This is a genomic window from Streptomyces sp. NBC_01410 (genome assembly GCF_045040195.1).
GTDB lineage: Bacteria > Actinomycetota > Actinomycetes > Streptomycetales > Streptomycetaceae > Streptomyces.
Genome location: NZ_CP109530.1, coordinates 402,328 through 421,893, shown reverse-complemented (window position 1 = coordinate 421,893; position 19,566 = coordinate 402,328). Strand labels below are relative to the sequence as shown.

Annotated in this window: 18 protein-coding genes and 3 pseudogenes; 10 read left to right on the top strand and 11 right to left on the bottom strand. The window is 67.7% G+C overall.

Going from position 1 to position 19,566, the window contains the following annotated elements; genetic code table 11:
* Nucleotides 1-3 precede the first annotated feature (3 nt).
* Together OG741_RS01990 and OG741_RS01985 are read left to right on the top strand one after the other, a co-directional pair.
* Nucleotides 4-660, top strand: a complete 657-nt coding sequence (locus OG741_RS01990; RefSeq protein ID WP_405594455.1) for a GNAT family N-acetyltransferase — start codon at nucleotides 4-6, stop codon at nucleotides 658-660.
* Nucleotides 657-1,550, top strand: coding sequence for a PaaX family transcriptional regulator C-terminal domain-containing protein (locus OG741_RS01985; RefSeq protein WP_405594452.1), 894 nt, complete (start codon nucleotides 657-659; stop codon nucleotides 1,548-1,550). The genes OG741_RS01990 and OG741_RS01985 overlap by 4 nt, the downstream gene beginning before the upstream one ends.
* Before the next feature lie 250 nt (nucleotides 1,551-1,800).
* Here OG741_RS01985 and OG741_RS01980 read toward each other — a convergent pair whose 3' ends face one another.
* Nucleotides 1,801-1,962: a hypothetical protein gene (locus tag OG741_RS01980; protein WP_405594450.1), complete on the bottom strand. Its 162-nt coding sequence runs from the start codon at nucleotides 1,960-1,962 to the stop codon at nucleotides 1,801-1,803.
* A gap of 180 nt (nucleotides 1,963-2,142) precedes the next feature.
* On the opposite strand from OG741_RS01980, the gene OG741_RS01975 reads away from it, so the two are divergent.
* The gene (locus OG741_RS01975) at nucleotides 2,143-3,228 is read left to right on the top strand and encodes an NB-ARC domain-containing protein (RefSeq protein WP_405594448.1); all 1,086 of its coding nucleotides are present in this window, start codon (nucleotides 2,143-2,145) and stop codon (nucleotides 3,226-3,228) included.
* Between the two features lie 387 nt (nucleotides 3,229-3,615).
* On the opposite strand, the gene OG741_RS01970 is transcribed toward OG741_RS01975, so the two are convergent.
* The 3 genes from OG741_RS01970 to OG741_RS01960 form a co-directional block, all read right to left on the bottom strand.
* Nucleotides 3,616-4,494, bottom strand: a complete 879-nt coding sequence (locus tag OG741_RS01970) for a tyrosinase family protein (RefSeq protein WP_405594446.1) — start codon at nucleotides 4,492-4,494, stop codon at nucleotides 3,616-3,618.
* 37 nt (nucleotides 4,495-4,531) lie between these two features.
* The gene (locus OG741_RS01965; RefSeq protein WP_405594444.1) at nucleotides 4,532-4,912 is read right to left on the bottom strand and encodes a tyrosinase cofactor; all 381 of its coding nucleotides are present in this window, start codon (nucleotides 4,910-4,912) and stop codon (nucleotides 4,532-4,534) included.
* Nucleotides 4,913-5,938: 1,026 nt separating this feature from the next.
* The gene (locus OG741_RS01960; RefSeq protein WP_405594442.1) at nucleotides 5,939-7,954 is read right to left on the bottom strand and encodes a DUF1996 domain-containing protein; all 2,016 of its coding nucleotides are present in this window, start codon (nucleotides 7,952-7,954) and stop codon (nucleotides 5,939-5,941) included.
* A gap of 1,229 nt (nucleotides 7,955-9,183) precedes the next feature.
* Between OG741_RS01960 and OG741_RS01955 the strand changes: the two genes are divergently transcribed.
* The 3 genes from OG741_RS01955 (at nucleotide 9,184) to OG741_RS01945 (ending at nucleotide 12,274) form a co-directional block, all read left to right on the top strand.
* Nucleotides 9,184-9,741 carry a PadR family transcriptional regulator gene (locus tag OG741_RS01955; RefSeq protein WP_389373528.1) on the top strand — a complete coding sequence of 186 codons (558 nt, stop codon included), beginning with the start codon at nucleotides 9,184-9,186 and terminating at the stop codon, nucleotides 9,739-9,741.
* A 106-nt stretch (nucleotides 9,742-9,847) separates the two neighbouring features.
* Nucleotides 9,848-11,569, top strand: coding sequence for an acyl-CoA dehydrogenase family protein (locus OG741_RS01950; protein WP_405594439.1), 1,722 nt, complete (start codon nucleotides 9,848-9,850; stop codon nucleotides 11,567-11,569).
* Between the two features lie 420 nt (nucleotides 11,570-11,989).
* Nucleotides 11,990-12,274, top strand: coding sequence for a hypothetical protein (locus tag OG741_RS01945; protein WP_405594437.1), 285 nt, complete (start codon nucleotides 11,990-11,992; stop codon nucleotides 12,272-12,274).
* A 263-nt stretch (nucleotides 12,275-12,537) separates the two neighbouring features.
* On the opposite strand, the gene OG741_RS01940 is transcribed toward OG741_RS01945, so the two are convergent.
* Both OG741_RS01940 and OG741_RS01935 read right to left on the bottom strand, forming a co-directional pair.
* Nucleotides 12,538-13,632 carry a lipocalin-like domain-containing protein gene (locus tag OG741_RS01940; RefSeq protein WP_405594435.1) on the bottom strand — a complete coding sequence of 365 codons (1,095 nt, stop codon included), beginning with the start codon at nucleotides 13,630-13,632 and terminating at the stop codon, nucleotides 12,538-12,540.
* A 73-nt stretch (nucleotides 13,633-13,705) separates the two neighbouring features.
* A complete protein-coding gene (locus OG741_RS01935; protein ID WP_405594433.1) occupies nucleotides 13,706-14,530 on the bottom strand; it encodes a crotonase/enoyl-CoA hydratase family protein in 825 nt (274 codons plus the stop codon).
* Between OG741_RS01935 and OG741_RS01930 the strand changes: the two genes are divergently transcribed.
* Complete coding sequence (locus OG741_RS01930) at nucleotides 14,497-15,543, top strand: GlxA family transcriptional regulator (RefSeq protein ID WP_405594431.1); 1,047 nt, start codon at nucleotides 14,497-14,499, stop codon at nucleotides 15,541-15,543. The two genes, OG741_RS01935 and OG741_RS01930, sit on opposite strands and share 34 nt — an antisense overlap.
* Nucleotides 15,544-15,610: 67 nt before the next feature.
* Here the strand turns inward: OG741_RS01930 and OG741_RS01925 are convergent, their stop codons facing one another.
* On the bottom strand, nucleotides 15,611-15,766 hold the full coding sequence (locus OG741_RS01925) for a hypothetical protein (RefSeq protein WP_405594429.1): 156 nt from the start codon (nucleotides 15,764-15,766) through the stop codon (nucleotides 15,611-15,613).
* Nucleotides 15,767-16,093: 327 nt separating this feature from the next.
* Between OG741_RS01925 and OG741_RS01920 the strand changes: the two genes are divergently transcribed.
* Nucleotides 16,094-16,498, top strand: coding sequence for a hypothetical protein (locus OG741_RS01920; protein WP_405594427.1), 405 nt, complete (start codon nucleotides 16,094-16,096; stop codon nucleotides 16,496-16,498).
* 380 nt (nucleotides 16,499-16,878) lie between these two features.
* Here the strand turns inward: OG741_RS01920 and OG741_RS01915 are convergent.
* A pseudogene (locus OG741_RS01915) lies at nucleotides 16,879-16,977 on the bottom strand (IS5/IS1182 family transposase); the annotation flags it as partial.
* Nucleotides 16,962-17,217: pseudogene (locus OG741_RS01910) on the bottom strand (transposase); the annotation flags it as partial. The pseudogenes OG741_RS01915 and OG741_RS01910, both read right to left, overlap by 16 nt.
* Nucleotides 17,218-17,290: 73 nt before the next feature.
* On the opposite strand from OG741_RS01910, the gene OG741_RS01905 reads away from it, so the two are divergent.
* Both OG741_RS01905 and OG741_RS01900 read left to right on the top strand, forming a co-directional pair.
* The gene (locus tag OG741_RS01905) at nucleotides 17,291-17,776 is read left to right on the top strand and encodes a DUF2975 domain-containing protein (protein ID WP_405594425.1); all 486 of its coding nucleotides are present in this window, start codon (nucleotides 17,291-17,293) and stop codon (nucleotides 17,774-17,776) included.
* Nucleotides 17,776-17,997 (top strand): helix-turn-helix domain-containing protein, encoded by a 222-nt coding sequence (locus OG741_RS01900; RefSeq protein ID WP_405594423.1) that lies wholly within the window; start codon nucleotides 17,776-17,778, stop codon nucleotides 17,995-17,997. Before OG741_RS01905 ends, OG741_RS01900 begins: the two co-directional genes overlap by 1 nt.
* A 357-nt stretch (nucleotides 17,998-18,354) precedes the next feature.
* Here OG741_RS01900 and OG741_RS01895 read toward each other — a convergent pair whose 3' ends face one another.
* Together OG741_RS01895 and OG741_RS01890 are read right to left on the bottom strand one after the other, a co-directional pair.
* On the bottom strand, nucleotides 18,355-18,933 hold the full coding sequence (locus tag OG741_RS01895; RefSeq protein ID WP_405594421.1) for an FG-GAP repeat domain-containing protein: 579 nt from the start codon (nucleotides 18,931-18,933) through the stop codon (nucleotides 18,355-18,357).
* Nucleotides 18,934-19,123: 190 nt separating this feature from the next.
* Nucleotides 19,124-19,563 (bottom strand): annotated as a pseudogene (locus tag OG741_RS01890) (MFS transporter); the annotation flags it as partial.
* Nucleotides 19,564-19,566: the final 3 nt, after the last annotated feature.

Below are 19,566 nucleotides of genomic sequence, written 5' to 3'. Positions count from 1 at the left end.
GGCGTGGAGGCGACAGTGGGCAAGGTTCCCGGGGCGGGAAGCGGCGGGCCGGTAGTGCGCAGGGGCGTACCCGAAGGCAGCGAGGAGCAGGTGGCGGCGCTCTACTGGGAGGCGTTCGGCCGAAAACTCGCCCCGGCGCTCAATCCGCCCAATGTGGGGCGCGAGTTCATCGCGGCCCACCTGCATCACGACCGCGGCATCACCGCGCTTGCCGACGGACGGGTGGTCGGCGTGGCCGGCTACCGGCTGGGCGGCCGCGCACTGACCGGCGGCGGCGTCAAGAACGTGCTGTCGACCTACGGCCTGTTTCGCGGCCTGCCGAGGCTGGCGGTCCTCGCCCTGTTCGAGCGGACACCTGCCGCGGGCGAACTCGTGATGGACGGCATCGCCGTGGAGGCAGCGCACCGCGGCACCGGCATCGGCGGCCTGCTCCTGCGGGAAATCGCGGCCGTCGCCGCCGACAACGGCTGCCACCGGATCCGGCTGGACGTCATCGACGTCAACCCCCGCGCCAAGGTGCTGTACGAGCGGCACGGTTTCACCGCGGTGCGCACCGAGCAGACCCCCTATCTGCGCGGCCTGTTGGGCTTCGGCGCCGTCACGACCATGCACCGCCCGGTCACCGGAGCGGACGCGCTGGGGACGAAGGAGGCGCGATGAACACCAGCACCCCCGGCCACGCCGACAAGCCGGAGATCCCCACCCGGCTGCTCGTCCACGCCCTCGTCCGCGAGGACGGCACCGTCGATGCCGGCGAGCTCTACACCGTCGCCGGCATCCTGGGCATGACTGACCAGCAGGTCAGGTTGTGCGTCAAACGACTGGTCACCGAGGGCCGCTTCACCCAGGAAGGCCGCGGCCGCAAAGCCATCCTCCGCGCCGTCGCCGACGTCACCGGATCCCTGGCACCAGACGCCGCCTACGTACGCCACGCCTACCGGCAGGACGCCGGCCTCGCACCATGGGACGGCACCTGGCACCTGTTCGCCTTCGCCATCCCCGAATCCCGCCGCACCGCCCGCGACACCCTGCGCGAGAACCTCCTCCACCTCGGCGCCGCACCCATCCAAAGCGGCCTCTACGTCACCGCCAACCCCATCGCCGAACTCGTCGAAGCCCAGACCCGTCACCTCGGCGTCACCGACACCCTCACCTGCCTCACCACCACCGAGCTGCGGATCGGCGGCATCACCGACCCGCAGGCCCTCGCCGCCGCGCTGTGGCCACTGCAGGAGATCGCCGCCCGGCACGAACGACTCGCCGCCTTCGCCGAACCCCGCCTCACCCGGCTCACCGAGGGGCCCGAGCCGGCGGACACCGAGCGGCTGACCATGGCCGTCGAACTCGCCACCCAGTTCACCGCTGCGATGGACCCCGACCCCCTCCTGCCCCCCGAACTCCTGCCCAAGCCCTGGCCCGGAAGCCACGCCCGCCGCCTGACAGCCGACTGCTGGAGACGGCTTCGCCAAACTCGGCAGGCCGACCGCACACCAACCCTGCGCCTGTTCGCGCTGTACGCCGACGCACTGACCCCAGGAGACGGCGGATAGCGCACACCCATGGGATCGGGCTGCTGTTGGACATGCAGACGGTTCTCGACGTGAAGTACGAATCCGGAATTCTCCAGTGGAGGCGACGGAGCGCCCGACCAGCGGGCCCCCTGCCCTGTTCACGGACCCTTTCGAACTGCTCCACAGTGGCGTCGACGTGGCGGCCGTGAGCGACGGCCACGGGCCAGCGGAAGGCGGGCGGTGCCCGACATGGAGCGAGTGCACCGCGAACCCCACGATCATCTCCAGCTCAGCAGCAGGCCTGGCCGGCAGACACCTTGTCCAACTCGGCCACGGCGCGCACGTCGACGTCCGTGATCTCGTCGTCACGCACGCTCGCGTGACGGCTCGCGAAGTCGGTGGTGAGGGCGATGACGCCGGTGCCGGGGCGACGGGCCGGAGGTCGCCGCATGGTTGGCGACGAGAGCTCGGATCGCTACCGCCGTCGCCGCGATGCCGGGGCCAGGACAAGAGGTTCCGGGACCGGGCAACGTCGGCCCCCGCGGACGCGGCGCAGCGGCGGATCGGTGACGGCGCCATGGCCGCGACTGCGCTGTCCTTACCGGTAACGCCCCGACAGCTGCCATCCGGCGTGGGCGGCTTCGTCGGCCGTCGGCGCCAGCTTGCCGAACTGGACGCAATGACGGGCGGTTTGGACTCCGGACTTGTTGTCGTTACCGGTGGGCCTGGGGTCGGTAAGACCGCTCTGGCGATCCACTGGGCGCATCGGGCCGGAATCCGGTTCTTCGATGGCCAGTTGTATGTCGATCTGCGGGGCCATGGTCCGGGGGGGGGGGCGTCTCTGCCGACCGGCGCGGCGCTCGCCTACCTGCTGGTCGGGCTTGACGTGCCGGCAAGTCACGTACCCGCGGACGAACAGCAGGCCGCCGCGCTGTTTCGGTCCGTGGTGGCGGACCGGCGGGTGATGCTGGTATTGGACGGTGCCGCGTCGGCTGATCAGGTGCGCCTGCTACGTCCGGGCGGACCAAGCTCGTGCACCCTCGTGACCTGCCGGGACAGCCTAGTCGGACGGACCGCGTACGACGGCGGCCGCGTGGCCGGCGTGCAGCCGCTCGACCGGGGGAACGCGGTGCGGCTACTGGCGCAGACCGCCGGCGAAAGGCTCGTGGCTGCCGAGGTGGCGGCGGCGGTCAGGTTGGCCGACCTCTGCGACGGGTTGCCGCTGGCGTTGCGCATCGCCGCCACCGCGCTCGACCGGGCCGCACGGACTCCGATCGCCGATCTCGTCGCAAGGATGGGAACCGGCGACCTGCTTGCCGCACTCGAAGTTCACGACGATCCCCTGGCCCGGCTGGACACCGTTTTCGGGCATTCGTACCATGCCCTGGACGATGCTTCTCGGCGGCTGTTCCGACTACTCGGCACGCTGCCTGCGGCCGCAACCACAGCGGCGGCCAGCGACACGGTCCTGGCCGCCGCGATGGAGACGACCGTCGCGCCCCGGACCGGCTTGTTGTACATCGTGGCCGTGAACGTGCCACGCGGGTTGGCAACCACCTTCGTGTCCGGCGTGCCAAGGGCGTCCACCTCGACCGGCTTCCCGGTCCGCCGCGCCCTGGCCAACGCTGCCGCAGCCCTGATCACAAAAGCCGGTGAATCAGGCGATGAGCAGTACCTTGTACGGGCAGGCACCGCCTCTGCGATCTGTCACGCATAGAGCGCGAGGCCATGCAGGCGCTGAGTTGCCTGAGGAGTGAGGGCGCCTATGTAGCTCTGTTTCCCGAAGACGACCTCTACCCCTGCACCTCTCTGCGTAGGTGGCTATGGGCCGTTCGGAGCCCCGAGCTCCCGTGACGACCTTGAGGGCGTGGTCGCGGTCCTCGGCGTTGCAGATCTCCTGAAGGACCTCCTTCGCGCCGGCTGCGCGGACTTCGGCCGGCACGAGGAGCCTGGGGGGTGAGTGGTTCAGGCCCCTTGCGCCGCTTTGCACAGCCGCCGGCAGGCCGATGACGTAGACCAGTGTGGACTGGGCGGGAATGCTTGTGTGCCTGCCCCCACAAGGTCAGAGCCAAGCGGCGGTATCCGCCTTGGGACGGGGTGTGTCTCAGCTGTGCAAGGTGCTGCGTGAAGTGAGGCCGGTGCTGGCCCTTTCGCCCAATCCATCGGTGTCGTAGGTGTAGTAGGCCGTGTGGTCAAGCATGTCGGCGGGGGTGACATCGTTCCAGGGCCGCATGGTTGCGTGCAGATCCACGACGTTGGTGGTGGCGGTGGCCGGCAGGTAGCTGGAATCGGGGTGCAGCCTCTGCCAGTCGGCCCACAGCTTGTCTATGAACGTGTGATGGAGCCAGAAGACGGGATCGTTGGGAGAGGCGCCGGTGGCCATATGGCCGCCTACCCACACATGCACCCTGTTGTGCAGATTCAGACCGCGCCAACCTTCCAAGAGGTTGCGAAAGCCGCTGGAGGCGCTGTTCCACGGGGGCATGTCGTAGGTCTCGATGGCCAATACGGAATCGACGTCCGCCCGGGTGGGAAGCGACACTGCGCCGTCGCCGAGCCTGCGCCGCAGGAAGGGGCGCGTGTCCACGCCCGTGCGGATCGACCAGCTTCCGGCGAGGTGAGCAAAGGGGCCGCTCATGACCTGGCCGTCACGGGCACGTCCTGTGCCGCCGAGAAAGTCCGCGCTCCACAGAGGGGAGCCGATCTCCCGGTCCACCGTCCAGTCCCAGTAGGGCAGTGTCACAGAAGGGTCTATCTCCTGCAGCGCGGTCTCGAACTGCAGAAGGAACCTGCGATGCCACGGGAGGAACGACGGTGAACGATGCCCCACCCGCGGCCCGCGGTCCGTGTCACTCATGATGAACTCGTTGTGCGTTTCGACGTAGAAGTCGTAGTTCCCGCGGCGTTTGAGCTCCAGCACCGCGTTGACGAAGGTGCGCTTCTCCGTACCGGTGAGACTGGCCTGGTTCTTGCGGACTGCCATGAGGCTGCTCCTCTCGGATCTGTTGCGCGCTGAGAATTCAGGCTTGAGGTGTGAGGTCGGCACCGGCCAGGTTGTCGACGGCTGAGCGGGCCGCTGCCCGCGGGCCGGCAAAGAGCTCGTAGTGGTCGACGATGCTGACCCATGTCCCGTCCGCGTTCTGCATCACGTGCAGTTCGGTACCGTCCACCAGCACGAGGTAGCCGGGGTCCTCGTGGTGGTGGCCTGATGCCACCGGAATGCCCTGTATGCGACGCCCCCGGTACAACTCGTCGAACGGCGCCGGACCTTCACATTGCTTTCCCTGTTGCGGGAGTCGGCCCTTGCCATGTCCGTCCGGTCCGGACCTGACGCTGTGTGTCCGGTCCTGCGCCGCCGGGGCCGCTGCCGCTGCCGTCGCAGCAGCAGCTATCGCAGCCATGCAGCCTCGCATCACTCGTCGTCGCGTGAAAGTCGGCACACTCGTCTCCCATCGTGAGTTCGCTCATGGAAAGCTTCCGAGCTCTACTGGACCCGGGCCCCGGATGGTGTCAGGCGCCCCAGCCGACAGGAAGAGGAGCAGGGACCAATGCGGTCACCCTGTGCTTAATTCCTCAACTTCACAGGAACGGAGAACATCCGCAGCACCCGGTTCGATCTCCTCCGGGGCAGGAAAGTTGTGGCACATAGCGAGGCGCTGCAGAAAGATTTACGTGATGTGCAGATTCTGAGGACGTGTTCCCTCGCGCGAACGCGGCGTGAAGTCATCGCCCACCCCAAGCCCCGAAGACGGGGAATGGGCTCACCAATTGTTCGCTCGTGGGCCGCATCTGGGGAATCAAACCGGAGGGAGGTTTGGGGCAGAGCGTGCCGTCGCGCCGGAGACCGCCCCGGACCGCAAGCTGGACGCGGCGAAGAACATCGGCATCGCCAATGTGTCCGACTGGACCCCCGATGGTGGAAACGCCTGGTTCCCGAAGAAGGCTACCGGCACCACCATCGAGGCGGAGGACTCGGGCAATACCCTCACCGGCACCGCCAAGGTGCTCTCCTGTACGGCCTGTTCGAGGCGCAGGCGAGTCGGTTACATCGATCCGGGATCCGCGTTGACGGTCCGTAACGTCCAGACCCCGAAAGGCCGGCACCCGCGACGTGGCGATCGCCTGCACCCACGGAGAGCCGGATGCCCTGGAAGCGTAGATCAGCGTGAACGGCGGGCCCCCGGGCACCTGCTCCTTCGACCCCACCGAGGTCCACGACACCCCTCGCTGGGTGACCATACCGCTGGTCCTTGCCGCTGGATCGAACACCATCCGCTTCGAGAATCTCTCGGGAGCGGCTCCGGACATCGACGCGGTCAACGTGCCGCGCGCTGAGCGTCGGGGCATGCGCCGCAGGCCGAACACCGCAGGCGGCCCTGGCCGGACCCGCGTCGCGGATCCCGGCCAGGGCCGATGCGAGGCCCACTTCACCGATGACGGGCGGCCTCACGGCGCTTGCCCGCACGGAGAAGCGCAATGCCTGCGATCAGCAGCACGGCTCCGGCCGCGGAGGGCCACAATTGGGCGCCGGTAGAGGCAAGTCCGCCCTCTGCGGTCTGCGGCCTGCCGGCGCCGTCCGGCACCGGTTTGTTCCCACCGGACTCCGGCGTGCCCTGTGCACGGGGAGTGGCGGCATCCGATGCCACGGCGGCCTTCGGCTTCTGCACCTCTGGCGTGGCGGTCGGCTTGCCTTGCGCACGGGGAGTGGCGGCATCCGATGCCACGGCGGCCTTCGGCTTCTGCACCTCTGGCGTGGCGGACGGCTCGCCCTGCGCAGGGGGAGTGCCGACGGCCGGACCGGCCGGGTTCTCGGGCTTCTGCTCCTCATTCGCGGGATCCTGCGTGTCCTGCGCACCGGGAGTGGCCGCACCGGAGGGCTCATCCCCGGGCTCTTCTGTATTGCTGGGCGGAGGGGTGGCCGGGTCGCCGGAGCCGCACTTGCGTCCGTCGTTGATGCAGCGAACCAACTCCTGCATGAGGTCGTCATCGAAGACGTTGATGAAGTCGCCGTGGTCGGTGACCGGCTTGTGCAGCTGCTCGGGGAAGGAGTCGACCGCGAACACAGCGGGGTTGTCCCCCTCGAGGGCCGGCGGCGGCACGTCGTAAACGATCCGCTGCACGAGCTGCGGGATGGCCCGGAAGCCGTTCGCGCAGCGGCCGTTCTGGTCGGCGAAAGCTACGTGTGTACGGTGGTTGGCACTGTCGATGTTCTGGCCGTCCCAGCAACTCTGGAACTTGAAGGAGCGGACCACCTGGCTGCCTTCGGGGCAGATCGGGTACTTGTCCTTCAGCTGGCGATCCTCGAACCCGGTGCAGCTCCAGGAGGCATTGGCGTTTGTGTTGCCGTTGACATGGGCTTTGGCGTCACCTGTGATGATCCGCAGGAAGCGGGGCATCGCGGTTACCTTGCCGACCGGGCTTCCAACGAAATTCAGCGTGACCTGAGACGGAGTCTGGATCTCTCCGACGTTCTGGTCCTTGCCGCCGCCGTCCGCATTGGCGTCGTTCTCGTTCTGGCCGTTCCGCAGGCGCAGAACCGGCCAGTAGTAAGTCGATTTGTCCCCTTGGTTACGGCAGGTGGTCTCCCCACCTGCGAGATCGTCGTCGCTCGCAAACGCGTCGTTGGCCTGATTGCCCACGTAGTCGTGCATGTGGTGGGCACCGTTGCTGACACCGGGGGCGACGATCACATTGTCCGGGTTGAACTTTCCGTTCGCGTTGACACCGCAGTCGGTGGCGAACACGCCGCGGGAGGCGTCACTCAGCTCATCGGGCTTGCGGACGTTGGGCTGCACGGCCTCGATGTCGACGAAGTCGGAGGCATTGGGGCCATTGCCGGTCTGGCCGCCGTTACCGCTGCCGTTGCCGGCCTGATTGCCGTTGTCTTGCTTGCCGTCGCCGTTCTGGCCATCGCCCTGGTCCTGGCTCTGTCCCTGGTTCTTGTCCTCGTCCGTGTCGTCCACTTGCAGGGTGCACGGTGCCAGCGCCTCCAGTGCCTGCGGACGCGTTCCCGTCACGCGGCTGACGGCTGCAGAGATGCGGTCGATGCTCGCTGCGCGCTTGTCCTTCAGCGGCTCGAGGACGGCCTTCTGGGCGAACTGCGGATCCTTGCCTATCTGCTCCTTCTGGTCCACGAACCGCTGGTACGCCTCAGTGATCTGGCTGTCCATCGTGGCCAGTTCACGGTCGACCTCGGGCTTCGCCGTCTCCGGCACCTCGGGCAGCGCGTTGGCAACCTCAGGACATTTGATGGTGGACGCAGAGGATTCGGCGCTCCGGGTCTGGCTCTGCTGTTGCTCGTCACCGGTCGAAGAACCCCACACTTCGCCGGCAGAGGCGTAGGAGTTGGCCGCGATGAGACCACCCCCGCCCAGCATCAGCGCAATCGAGGCAACGAAAGCTCTCTCGCCTCGTCTTGAGCGTCTTCTGGCTGAATGTCCCATTGCAACTCCTATGCTTCATAGCCGGTCGGCCCGGTACCTGGCCCGGCTGCGGGGGAAGCGCTGAGCTACATACGGAATTGGCGCGTGATGCGTTCAGTCCATGAAGGATTTCGTAGCAACATCCAAACCGGGCTGCGACACCCGGTTGACCTGCCAGCGTATCGCCGCTCAGGCCGGCGCAGGTGCCAGCGCCGACTGGGGCCGGATGTGGCAACTGTCCGGGGGTGCCGGAACGTCTTTGGGGCATGATGCATCCGAGCCCCGATCTCCCGCCGCACCGTGGCCACGGTGCGGCCACGGTGCGGCGCAGGCCGCCCCGGTTGGCTGCCGCGGCATCCACGTCCCCGGACACGACGCCTGCCTGGCCCACCTGGACGATGCTGATCGCACCGCCTATCTGGCCACCCTGGCCCCCGGCGCCGATATCGACCACCGCGGCACCGTCTTCACCGAGGAACCGCTGAGCGAACTGCTCACCGCACTCAGGGACTTGGCCACAGACCGGCCCTGCCTCGGTCGCGCCCAGGAGACGGCCGTTGCTCTTTCGCGGTCGAACGGGTCGCTGTACCTGGCGGGCCTCAGCGGCCTGGTGCGGCTGGAGCACACAGGACCGGTCCGGGCCCTGTGCGCTGGGGTTCCTCGTCGGAGTGGCGGCGATCCTCGTGCTCATCGTGTGCGCGGCTTTCGGGAACCGTCCCGCGTTCTGGCCGCTTGTTCCCGTTGGCGCCGGAACCGGGGTCGCGCTGGCGCGGCTGAGGGTGGTTGTCCGGCGGGCCCGGGCCGCCCGCGTGGCGGACACACCCAGCGGGAACACGGCACAGGCCTGAGCGCCGGGGGCGCCTTGGGTTGGATCCCCCGGCCGGAAACCCGTCGCCTGCGCCGCGAGGACACCACGGCACCGACGGCGGGTGAGAGCCGCCGCATCGGCCGCTCCTGTTCGCCCTCGGCAACCAGCTCTTCGACGGTCGGCTGGGGCGGCAACGGCGGGTCTCTTTTCTGGTGTTCCGGGGAAGGGCGCACGGCCACGAAGGCTGGTCCCGACTCGGGGAGCGATGTTCCAGCGATCTTGAGGCGCAGGACCATGCCCGAGGAAGTGCAGGACCTCTTCGGCCGACCGTCCCCCGTGAACCCATGTGCGCTGCAGCTCCGCCCGGTCTCCGGGGTGAGCCGTGTCTCACCCGGGCGGTGCCCACTTGTCTATGCAACGAGTTGCATAGAAAGATCGTGGCATGGCGCTCGAACACGCGATCCTCGTCTCTCTGCTGGAGCAGCCGGGCTCCGGCTATGAGCTGGCCCGGCGGTTCGAGCGGTCCATCGGTTACTTCTGGACCGCCACCCATCAGCAGATCTACCGCGTCCTCAAGCGTATGGAGAGCGGTGGCTGGATCGACGTCCGCGAGGTCCCGCAGCAGGCCAGGCCCGACAAGAAGGAGTACTCCGTCGCCGCCCCCGGCCGGGCCGCCCTCTCCCAGTGGCTGCACGAGCCGATCGAACCCGAGAGTGTCCGACACGACCTCGCCGTGAAGATCCGTGGTGCGGCCTTCGATGACCCGGCCGCGCTGATCCGGGAGGTCGAGCGGCACCACCAGACGCACACCCGCCGCCTCGCGCACTATCTCGCAGGAGAGCTGCGTGACTTCACCGGACCCAAGGCCCCAAGAAAGCCCGACGCCGGGCAGGAACTCCAGCATGTCGTGCTGCGCGGCGGCATCGCGTACGAGCGGATGACGCTCGCCTGGCTCGACGACGTACTCGCGACCCTCCACCGGCTCGGGGCCGAGCGCTGAACCGCGCGAGGCGCCACCGCCGGCCCCGACGACTCCGTTCACCGTCCCGCACCTGATGCTCTCCAGCCCGCCAACCCTCAACTCTCAGGCCGAAAGGCGAACATCCATGGCCGATCCGCTGCTGTTCAACCCGCGCACCTACGACCCGGCGCACTTCGACCCCGAGACCCGCAGGCTGCTGCGCGCTACCGTCGACTGGTTCGAAGATCGCGGCAAGCGCAGGCTGATCGAGGATTATCGCTCCCGTGCCTGGCTGGCGGATTTCCTTGCGTTCTCCGCCAAGGAAGGGCTGTTCGCGACCTTCCTCACGCCGGCCTCCGACGCCCGCCGGCAGGACGACAAGCGGTGGGACACCGCCCGGATCGCCGCCCTCAACGAGATCTTCGGCTTCTACGGGCTCGACTACTGGTACGCCTGGCAGGTCACCATCCTCGGTCTCGGCCCGGTCTGGCAGAGCGACAACGCCGCAGCCCGCACCCGCGCGGCCGAACTCCTCTCCCAGGGCGAGGTGTTCGCCTTCGGCCTGTCGGAGAAGGCTCACGGCGCCGACATCTACTCCACCGACATGCTGCTGGAGCCCGACGGGGACGGCGGCTTCCGGGCCAGCGGCTCCAAGTACTACATCGGCAACGGCAACGCCGCCGGTCTCGTCTCCGTCTTCGGCCGCCGCATCGACATCGAGGGCCCGGACGGCTACGTCTTCTTCGCCGCCGACAGCCGTCACCCGGCGTACCACCTCGTCAAGAACGTCGTCGACTCCTCGAAGTACGTCAGCGAATTCCGCCTCGACAACTACCCGGTCGGCCCGGACGACATACTGCATACCGGCCGCGCCGCCTTCGACGCCGCCCTCAACACCGTCAACGTCGGCAAGTTCAACCTCTGCACCGCCTCGATAGGCATCTGTGAACACGCGATGTACGAGGCCGTCACCCACGCGCACAATCGCATCCTCTACGGCCGCCCCGTCACCGCATTCCCGCATGTACGTCGCGAGCTGACCGATGCGTACGTCCGCCTCGTCGGCATGAAGCTGTTCAGCGACCGAGCCGTCGACTACTTCCGCTGCGCCGGACCCGACGACCGCCGCTACCTGCTCTTCAACCCCATGACGAAGATGAAGGTGACCACCGAGGGCGAGAAGGTCATCGACCTGATGTGGGACGTCATCGCCGCCAAGGGCTTTGAGAAGGACACCTACTTCGCCCAGGCCGCCACCGAGATCCGTGGGCTGCCCAAGCTGGAAGGCACGGTCCACGTCAACCTCGCGCTGATCCTCAAGTTCATGCGCAACCACCTGCTGCGCCCGGCCGAGTACGCGCCAGTGCCGACCCGCCTCGACGCGGCCGACGATACGTTCCTCTTCCGGCAGGGACCGGCCCGCGGTCTGGGCTCCGTACAGTTCCACGACTGGCGCCCCGCCTACGACGCGTATGCCGATGTGCCCAACGTCGGGCGCTTCCGGGAGCAGGCGGACGCCCTGTGCGAGTTCGTCACCGCCGTCGCCCCCGACGAGGAGCAGAGCCGCGACCTCGATCTTCTCCTTGCCGTCGGCCATCTGTTCGCGCTCGTCGTGCACGGCCAGCTGATCCTGGAACAGGCACGCCTGACCGGCCTGGACGAGGACGTGCTCGACGAACTGTTCGCCGTCCTCGTACGCGATTTCTCCGCGCACGCCGTCGAGCTGCACGGCAAGGACTCCGCCACCGAGGAGCAGCAGCGCTGGGCGCTGGCCTCGGTTCGGCGTCCGGTCGTCGACGACGCCCGCTCGGCGCGTGTCTGGGAGCGGGTCGAGGCGTTGTCCGGGGCGTACGAGATGGCGCCATAACAACGGAGCAAGCCGGGCTGCCCGCCCGCGATGCCCTTAAGGGCGCCGGAAGCCACGGCGCTCCCCGCGGCTCGGAGGTGGGCAGCCGGGGTGCGACGCCCGGGACCAGACGTGCAAGGCGAGGGCCAGCAGCGCGTAGCCGGCCACGGTGACCGTGAACAGCGCGCGGCTCGCACAGCGGCGCGCGGTGCTTGCCGGGCCCCGCGATCGTGCTCGGCCAGGGGGGACACCTCAGACGACCGGTGCACCCCGGTGGCTGGTCGTGTCTCGCCAGACAGTCCCTCTTGGGCGCAGCGGCGAATGGCCGCCTGGGATGCATGGGCGACGCTGTAGTGCGACGATTGAATTCAGCGAACGGTCACTGAACATGCTCGCGGGGCACGAGAGCGAGTGGCGCCTTCTGATGTCAGGAGAAACGTCATGACCACACAAAGGCCTCTTTCTGACTTTCCATCAGCAGTCGGCGTCCAACGGCCAATGGGCGCTTGTGGCATCATGAAGCACTTTGCAGCACTGGGCGCGAAAGAAATTGAAGAAGAGGAGAGGCGCCTCGGGTTCCTGAACAACAGGCTTCGGAACGAGTCGGATCCGGTCAAGGCCGAGCAGTTGAGGCAAGATATCGCTGCTCTGGAAGCGGAGCTGGAGAGTGACAGGCTCGCGCAGACCGTCATCGAGGAAGAGATTTCTGCGCGGTGCGGGCCGTAGCCGACTTTCGTGACGGTCCGTCGGCTTGTTTGGACGGGCCGTTTCGGTTGTTCGGGCTGTTGATAGCCCGGCTGTCGCGCCGGGTGGTCGCCAGGTTCCGTGTATTCAAGACCGGCAGAGGTGTTGCCAGTTGTGCCGCCAGTTGGTGGAGCCAGTCCCGTAGCGACTCACTGGGTTAGGTCGCTCTGTCTGCCAACCACCTCTAAGCCGAACGCACTTCACCCCTGTGCCGACGCCCTGTCAGTCCCTCGTAGCCCGTTCCGTCAGGCGTGGTGCCCGATGACGGGAATGCGGACGGGCCCCGTCTCGTGCGGGTCGCCATCTTGCGCGGGTGCCTTCGGGGCGAAGTGCAGCAACTCCCAAAGGGTGTGGCCCGTCAGCGTCTGCGAGCGACTCACCCCTCCGAGCCGCAGCTCAACGGCGCCCAGGAACCGGTGATAGGCGCCCGCTGTGCCGAAGTCGAGGAGAAAGGCGTCTTCCTCGTGACGGAAGGTGATCGTGTAGGTGTCGTCATGGTCGGCCACCCGGTATTCCAGCTCTGACCCGACCAGCACGCGCGTCGTGGGGTGGACGCTGGTGCCACGCTTGGCGAAGCCGACGGAATCACTCCCGACCGCCGAGACCACGACATCACCGGACCGGGTCACCAGGACTGCCGGGAGCAACGCTCTGTCGTACTGCTCGTGGCTGACGAACATCAGGGTGACAACCGTGTATTCGCCGAGCTGTGCACGGCCCCAGTACCAGTGGTCCAACACTTTGCGCGGTGCGACGTTCCCCCAGTTGTGGTCGTGGTAGCCGCTGCCGGTCAGTTGTCGGGTCTCCCCGTCGAGGGCCAGCGTCGCGAAGACGGAGCCACGGGCGACCGTGGGCAGCCAGGCGATGTAGTGCTCTTCGTCCGCGTCGAAGAACGCGTGTCCCGTCGCAGGCCGCCAGGGAGGGACCTGCGCGGAGAGCTTCAGGTCGAGCACCATGTTCTCGATCTCGACATGGATGGTGTAGCCCTCAGGCCCGCCACGAAACGTGTTGTTCCCAATGGTGACGTCGCACTGCTGCGTGGACGCCCGGAATTCGTGTGGCGCAGTGGTGTGTGTCCAGTCGATCCTCGATCCGTCGGCACGGGTCAAGGTGACCAGGACGAAGGGCGTCAGCGGCGCCTTGGGGGAAACAAAGGGCGGTTTCGTGTGGAACTCGACGGTCAGGGTGGACCCGTCCTCCAGGTGGGCGTCGCAGTACCACCATTCGAAGGTGCCGTCGACCGCGCCGGTGCGCAGACCGTCCTCCCACGTCTGGACGACATCGGGTATCAGGTTGAGCCGCTCGTAGTGGCGAGGCTGGTCGCCAATGACAGCAGGCATGTGTGGTCTCCTCTTGTCCGCAGGCCGGATAGGCCCGGTCTGCCAGGTCGCAGGAACGTACGGAGAGGTCTGATCAGGTGCCCGTGAATTCGGGCGCGCGGCGTTCCACCATCGATGTGATGCCTTCCGCCGCGTCGGCTGTCGCGAACAGTCGCGGCCCCACATCGCTGCGCAGGCTCAATGCCGAGGCCGCGATCTCTTCCACCAGCCCGGCGCGCGCGTCAGCCATCGTGGCCTGTACGGCGAGCGGGGCCTGGCGGGCTATGCGATGAGCCAATTCCAGCGCGCGCTCGAGCTGCTGCCCTGCTGGCACGACCTCCTGGACAACGCCCAGACGCAAAGCCTCCCGTGCGTCGAATTGGTCGCCCGTCAGCAGATACCGCATCGCGTTGCCCCAGCCAACGCGCTGCGGGAGACGGACGGTTGCTCCACCGAGCGGGACAATGCCGCGTGTGACTTCCTGCTGCCCGAAGACACTGTCCTCCGCAGCGATGCAGAGCTCGCTGTTCAGTACGAGCTCCAGACCAGCCGTGAAACACCGGCCGTGAACCGCGACCACGACCGGTTTGCCGGCCGCCTCGCCGTACATGCCCCAGGGGTCACGGCCGTCCTCGGGGATGATCCCTTCGCCACCGGTAGCGAGGCGCGGCGCCAGGGACGCGAGATCGAGACCGCCCGTGAAATGGGCGCCGACGCCGCTCAACACCGCGACGCGGAGCGCATGGTCGTCGGACAGTCTTGCCAGGGCGTACGACAGGTCCGTGATCATGTCGGAGTCGATGGCGTTGGCCTTCTCCGGCCGATTGAGTGTGATGCGCAGGACCGGCCCCTCCCGCTCGACGAGTACCTTGGCCGGCTGCGCAGATGGTTGTGCTGACGGCGTGCGAGTGGATGACATGCGCTCACCGTAGGGAGCACACTGATGCAGAATGCGACATGCGAAGGGGATTCTGCGACATGAAGACAGGCGTGGTGGCCCTCAGTGGATGCTGGGACTCAGGGCTGACTACCATTCTCGATGTCCTGCGGACCGCTGACGCTGCTCGGCCACGTGTGGACCAGAACATCCCGCCGCTCGAGACCCTGACCGTCGCAACCTGCCTCGATCCGGTACACACTGCCGGAGGTCTTACGGTGCCGGTGGACCGCACCATCGATGACTGTGCGGCGAACACCGACGTCGACCTGCTCGTTGTTCCCGCCCTCGCCGCCCAAAGTCCCGCGATGATGGTCGACGCTCTGATGCGTGAGGAGACGCAGGCCGTCCGCGCAACGCTGCGGCTCTGGGCCGCAGAAGGCCGGGACCTCGCCGCTGCGTGCACGGGCACGTTCGTCCTTGCGGAGGCGGGGCTGCTCGATCATCGTCACGCCACGACGAGCTGGTGGTTGAGCGACATCTTTCGGCACCGGTATCCCGCTGTGGAGCTGGACATGTCCCGGATGGTGGTTCTTGACGGCAACATCGCCACGGCCGGTGCCGCGTTTGCTCACATCGACCTCGCGATGAGTCTCGTTGCCCGGGTCAGCCCGGCGCTGGCCAGGGAGACGGCGAGCGCCCTGCTCATCGATGAACGTCCTGCAGAGAGCGTCAACGCGGTGACCCACTACCTGTCGGACCACGATCAATTGACGAACGACTTCGAGGCGTGGGTGCGGGCCAACCTTCACTGCTCCATCAGTGTGGCCGACGCGGCACTCGCCCTCAGCACCACCCGCCGCACCTTGGAACGCCGTATGCGAGAACGGCACGGTGTCTCGCCCTACGCGTTCATCCGTGCGCTGCGCTCTGAGCGGGCGAGGCACCTGCGCGCCACCACCTTGCTACCAGCCGCGGACATCGCGCGACAGGTCGGCTACCGGGACGCGGCCTCTCTGCGCAGACTCCGGACGAGCCGGACTTCCGGCTCCTGAGCGCGTGTGCCACCGGCTCAAGGAATGACGCGCTAATCCGGTGGACCTTTCCGGTCACACCGGCCGCTCAGGCGGGCGGCCGACGGGCGCGGATGAGCGTGCAGGACACCGGGCGATCCACCTCGGGCGCGGTGATCAGGCTGAACTGGTCGATCAGAAGCCCGTGTTCGACGAGCAGGTCCTCCCACAGCGTGGGCGAGAGCACCCATATGGAGACGGACAACTTCTCACCGTAGGCCAGTGGAAGGCTTTCCGGCCGCGCAGTGACAGACGTCGACGGCGGCTCGCCCGCGTCATTCGTGTGCAGGGCCGAGAACAGCAGCCGGCCCCCGGACTGGAGTGCCGCTGCGAGAATCGGCCTTCAATCCGCCGTAGAGACCCCCATGGCCGTGGGGTCAGTGGCGCTGGGACCAGCGGTTGCGCAAGCGGACAGCACCGAGAGCCTGTCTGCGAGCGGAGGTGCAAGTTCAGAGCTGGTGCGCATGGTGGTCTCCGACCTGCCTACGGCCTCGGCGTCGATCCGAAGAACGTCATCGGTGTCACCACACTGTTGCGCGATCCCGCAACCGGCGAACTGACCACCGCACGCAAGCAGATCGAGAAGGGGCACTTCCTCGACGCGGAGTACCCGAAGAGCAAGCACATGCGGGTGGAGGTCACGCCGTACCTGTGGACCCCGGGCACGTGGTACGTCGGCAAGCTCGCCGGTATCAAGGAATACATTGCCCACTACAGGCGGCCGGTGCTCGTCGCCGGTGACGCACCCAGTGACTGGTTCATGCTCTTCGACACCGATGTGCAGGCCGGCGGTGAACGGGTGTGGCGCAAGCAGAAGTACACCGACGCGCTGCAGTTGGAGAAGGCCAAGCGGGCCGATGAGCAGAAGGAGGCGGGAGTTCGCGTGGACGCCGACCGCAACTGGATCGTCGTCAAGCCTGCAGAGATCGGAGGCTGAGCGCGCGCACCCCCTGCACACTGAGCACCACCCCGAACTTCGGCGCTGCGGCCCGGCCGCAGCGCCTTGCGGTGCCGGCCGGGCACTCCGTCAGGACGAGATGTGCCCAGAGAGGGGCTTGGTGCTGTCCGGTCGGGTCAAGGCCTGGCTGGCTGCGGGAACGCGGTAGCACGTTGGTCCGTTAGGTCAACTCCCAGGCCGGCGGGTCGAGGATGGGGGTGCGCGCGGCGTCCGCCAGGGCGCTCTGTGCGCCGCGCCCATGAGAGACCGAGACGGTTCCAGCGGAAGATGACGGGGAGGGCCATGACGCGGCGGAGCCCGCTGGGAGGCGAGGCCCACTGCCTCTTGCACGCCGAGCGCGACCGGCCGCGCCGTCCGCGGAGCCGGGTAATGGTGCGTTGGACGACCCAGCGGTGAACGCCGAGGCCGGATCCGTGCGGGACACCGCGTCGGGCGATCACTGCACGCCGGCCTCGTTCCATGCGGCAAGGCGACGCGAGCACGTCATCCCCGGTCCGAAGCCCAGCTCCTGGGGCAAGTACTCCCACTGGGTCCCGGTATGCAGCACGTACAGTCTGCCGGTCCGGCACCCGCGGACGTCCAGCGACCAGCTTCGGCCCCGGCTTCGGCAGGAACAGCTCGATCGACAACCACAGTTCATCCGAGGTGATCGACGGAGGCGACTTCCTCTTCCCACGACCAGGCCAATGAGCGGACAAGTGAGGTCACAGCTCTTGCCTCATCTATCGATGATCGATAGATTGCCATCGCAATTCGATAGAAGGAGGGGCCGTGGGAAAGCTGACAGTGCATGCGCTGCGCGCCGTACTCGTGGTGATGCTCGCAGGCGCGGTGTTCGTACAGGCGTTGATGGTGTGGGCGTTGGCCACCGACCCGGAGGACGGGACACTCCCGCTGACCCCGCTCCGCGTGATCGTGATCCTGGGCAGCGCGACGCTCCAGGTGGTCCTGGTCTGCGTGTGGCGGCTGGTGGCGATGGTGCGGCGCGGAACCGTGTTTTCCCACGCCGCCTTCCAGTATGTGGACGTCGTAATCGGCGCGGTCGTGGCTGCCGCCCTCCTGTGGTTCGCGCTCGCGGCCCTATTGGCATCGGGCCCGGAGATGGAGCCGCCCGGGATCCTCGCCATGGGCGGGATCGGCGTGGCGATCCTGGGGGTCGCGCTCATCGTGCTCGTGCTGCGGATGCTGCTAACCCAGGCCGTGGCGCGCGACGTTGAGGCCACGCGCATGCAGGCCGAGCTGGACGAGGTGATCTGATGCCGATCGCTGTCGACATCGACGTGATGCTGGCCAAGCGGAAGATGTCCGTGGGCGAGCTTGCGGACCGCGTCGGGATCACCCCGGCCAACCTCGCCGTACTCAAGAACGGCCGCGCCAAGGCGGTGCGCTTCGCGACCCTCGCCGCGCTCTGCGAGGTGCTTAAGTGCCAGCCGGGCGACCTTCTGCGCTGGGAGGCCGAGGCCACCGCGGACGGATGACGCGCCCCAGGCCGCAGCGTCTCGGCGTAGTCGGCCGGCGCCCGGCGGAGCTGGCGCGGTGCTCGCAGCCGCCGCTGGAACCGTCAGGTTCCGGCCGCGAGCACCACAAGGACCACGGCCAGGCCAGGCAGCCAGCCGATTACAGGCGGTCGAGCGGTGCCGACAGCGGTGCTGGAAGAAGGACTCGGTCCTGGACCTCGATGTCCAGAAGTTCTTCGACTCCGTGGGTCACACCCTCATCGTCGAAGCCGTGGAGGCAAACACCGATCAGCGTTGGGTGGTGCCGTGACAGAGCGAGCCCGGAGGCCGCCACCGAGGTGACGGCCTCCCTGTGTTCCGCGAATTGGTCAGGCGGGGTCAGGGGGTCAGGTTGTCGCCTCCCTGGTTCTCCCAGGCCTGGATCCGGCCGCCCTGGACGACGAGGTAGTCGGCTCTGCAGTCACCGGTGACGTCGTGGAAGGCCACGGTGGTGTCGGGATAGAACGACTCCTTGGCGAAATACTTGTGCTGGGTCCAGTTGCCGTCGGACATCCCCGTCATGTGGTTCACGTAGGCGTGCACGGCCCCGGTTCTGCCGACGACCAGGTAGTCGATCTTGCGGTCGCCGTTGATGTCGCCCAGCCGCATCCTGGCGCGGGGCCCGGCCTTGGTGCCGGTGGCGAACGTGTCGATCTTGGACCCGGTGAGGGTGTTGGGGATGTGGATGTGCGCATCCATGGAGCCGGCCGACCCCACGACGAGGTAGTCGTCCAGGCCGTCGCCGTTCATGTCGGCGAAGCGCACCGAGTCGCCGAGCTGACCGACACCGGGGGCGATGATGCCCTGGTCCACCCAGTGGATCCGGCCGTCAGCGCCCTGGGTGTTCAGCGCGGCCCGCACCGACCCGTCGGGGAAGATCTTCAGGGAGTCGGCCCAGTGGTCACCGTTGATTTCCACGAGGTCGATCCGGCCGTCCGCCCGCCCATCCCGGGGGCGATGACCCCCAAGGGCCGCCAGCCCCTACCGGTGCCCCCCGGGGCTTCCCCGGTGCAGGTCTTGGGGTCTCCCTCGGCGCTGTCGGGGGCACGGAGCCAGCCGCGGTAGTAGGCGGTGGTAATACCGGAGAAGAAGGATTTGGCCATCTCTCGAACGCCTTGGCGCGCTCCTGCGGCTCGGTGAACGTGGTGTTCAGCAGCGAGAGGATGGCCGGGGCGAGCAGGGCGGCGAAGACGCCCTGCAGGGCGCGAGCGGTGACCAGGACCGTGAAGGACGGGGCGAGACCCCCAGGGCGGAGGCGGCGGCGAAGCCGGCCGCGCCGATGAGGAAGGCCGGTTTGCGGCCGAAGAGATCGGCCAGGCGCCCGCCCAGCAGAAGCAGAGCGGCGAACGCCAGCGCGTACGCGGTGACGATCCACTGCCGGGAGCCGTACGAGAAGCCGAGGTCGGCCTGCGCGGAGGGCAGTGCGATGTTCACGATGGTGGTGTCCAGGACCATCATCAGCTGGGCGAGGGCCAGCACGGCCAGGACGCGCCCGCGACGCGGTGGCGCGATTCCGGGCTCAGTGGCCGCAACGGGTGCGGTGCGCATGAC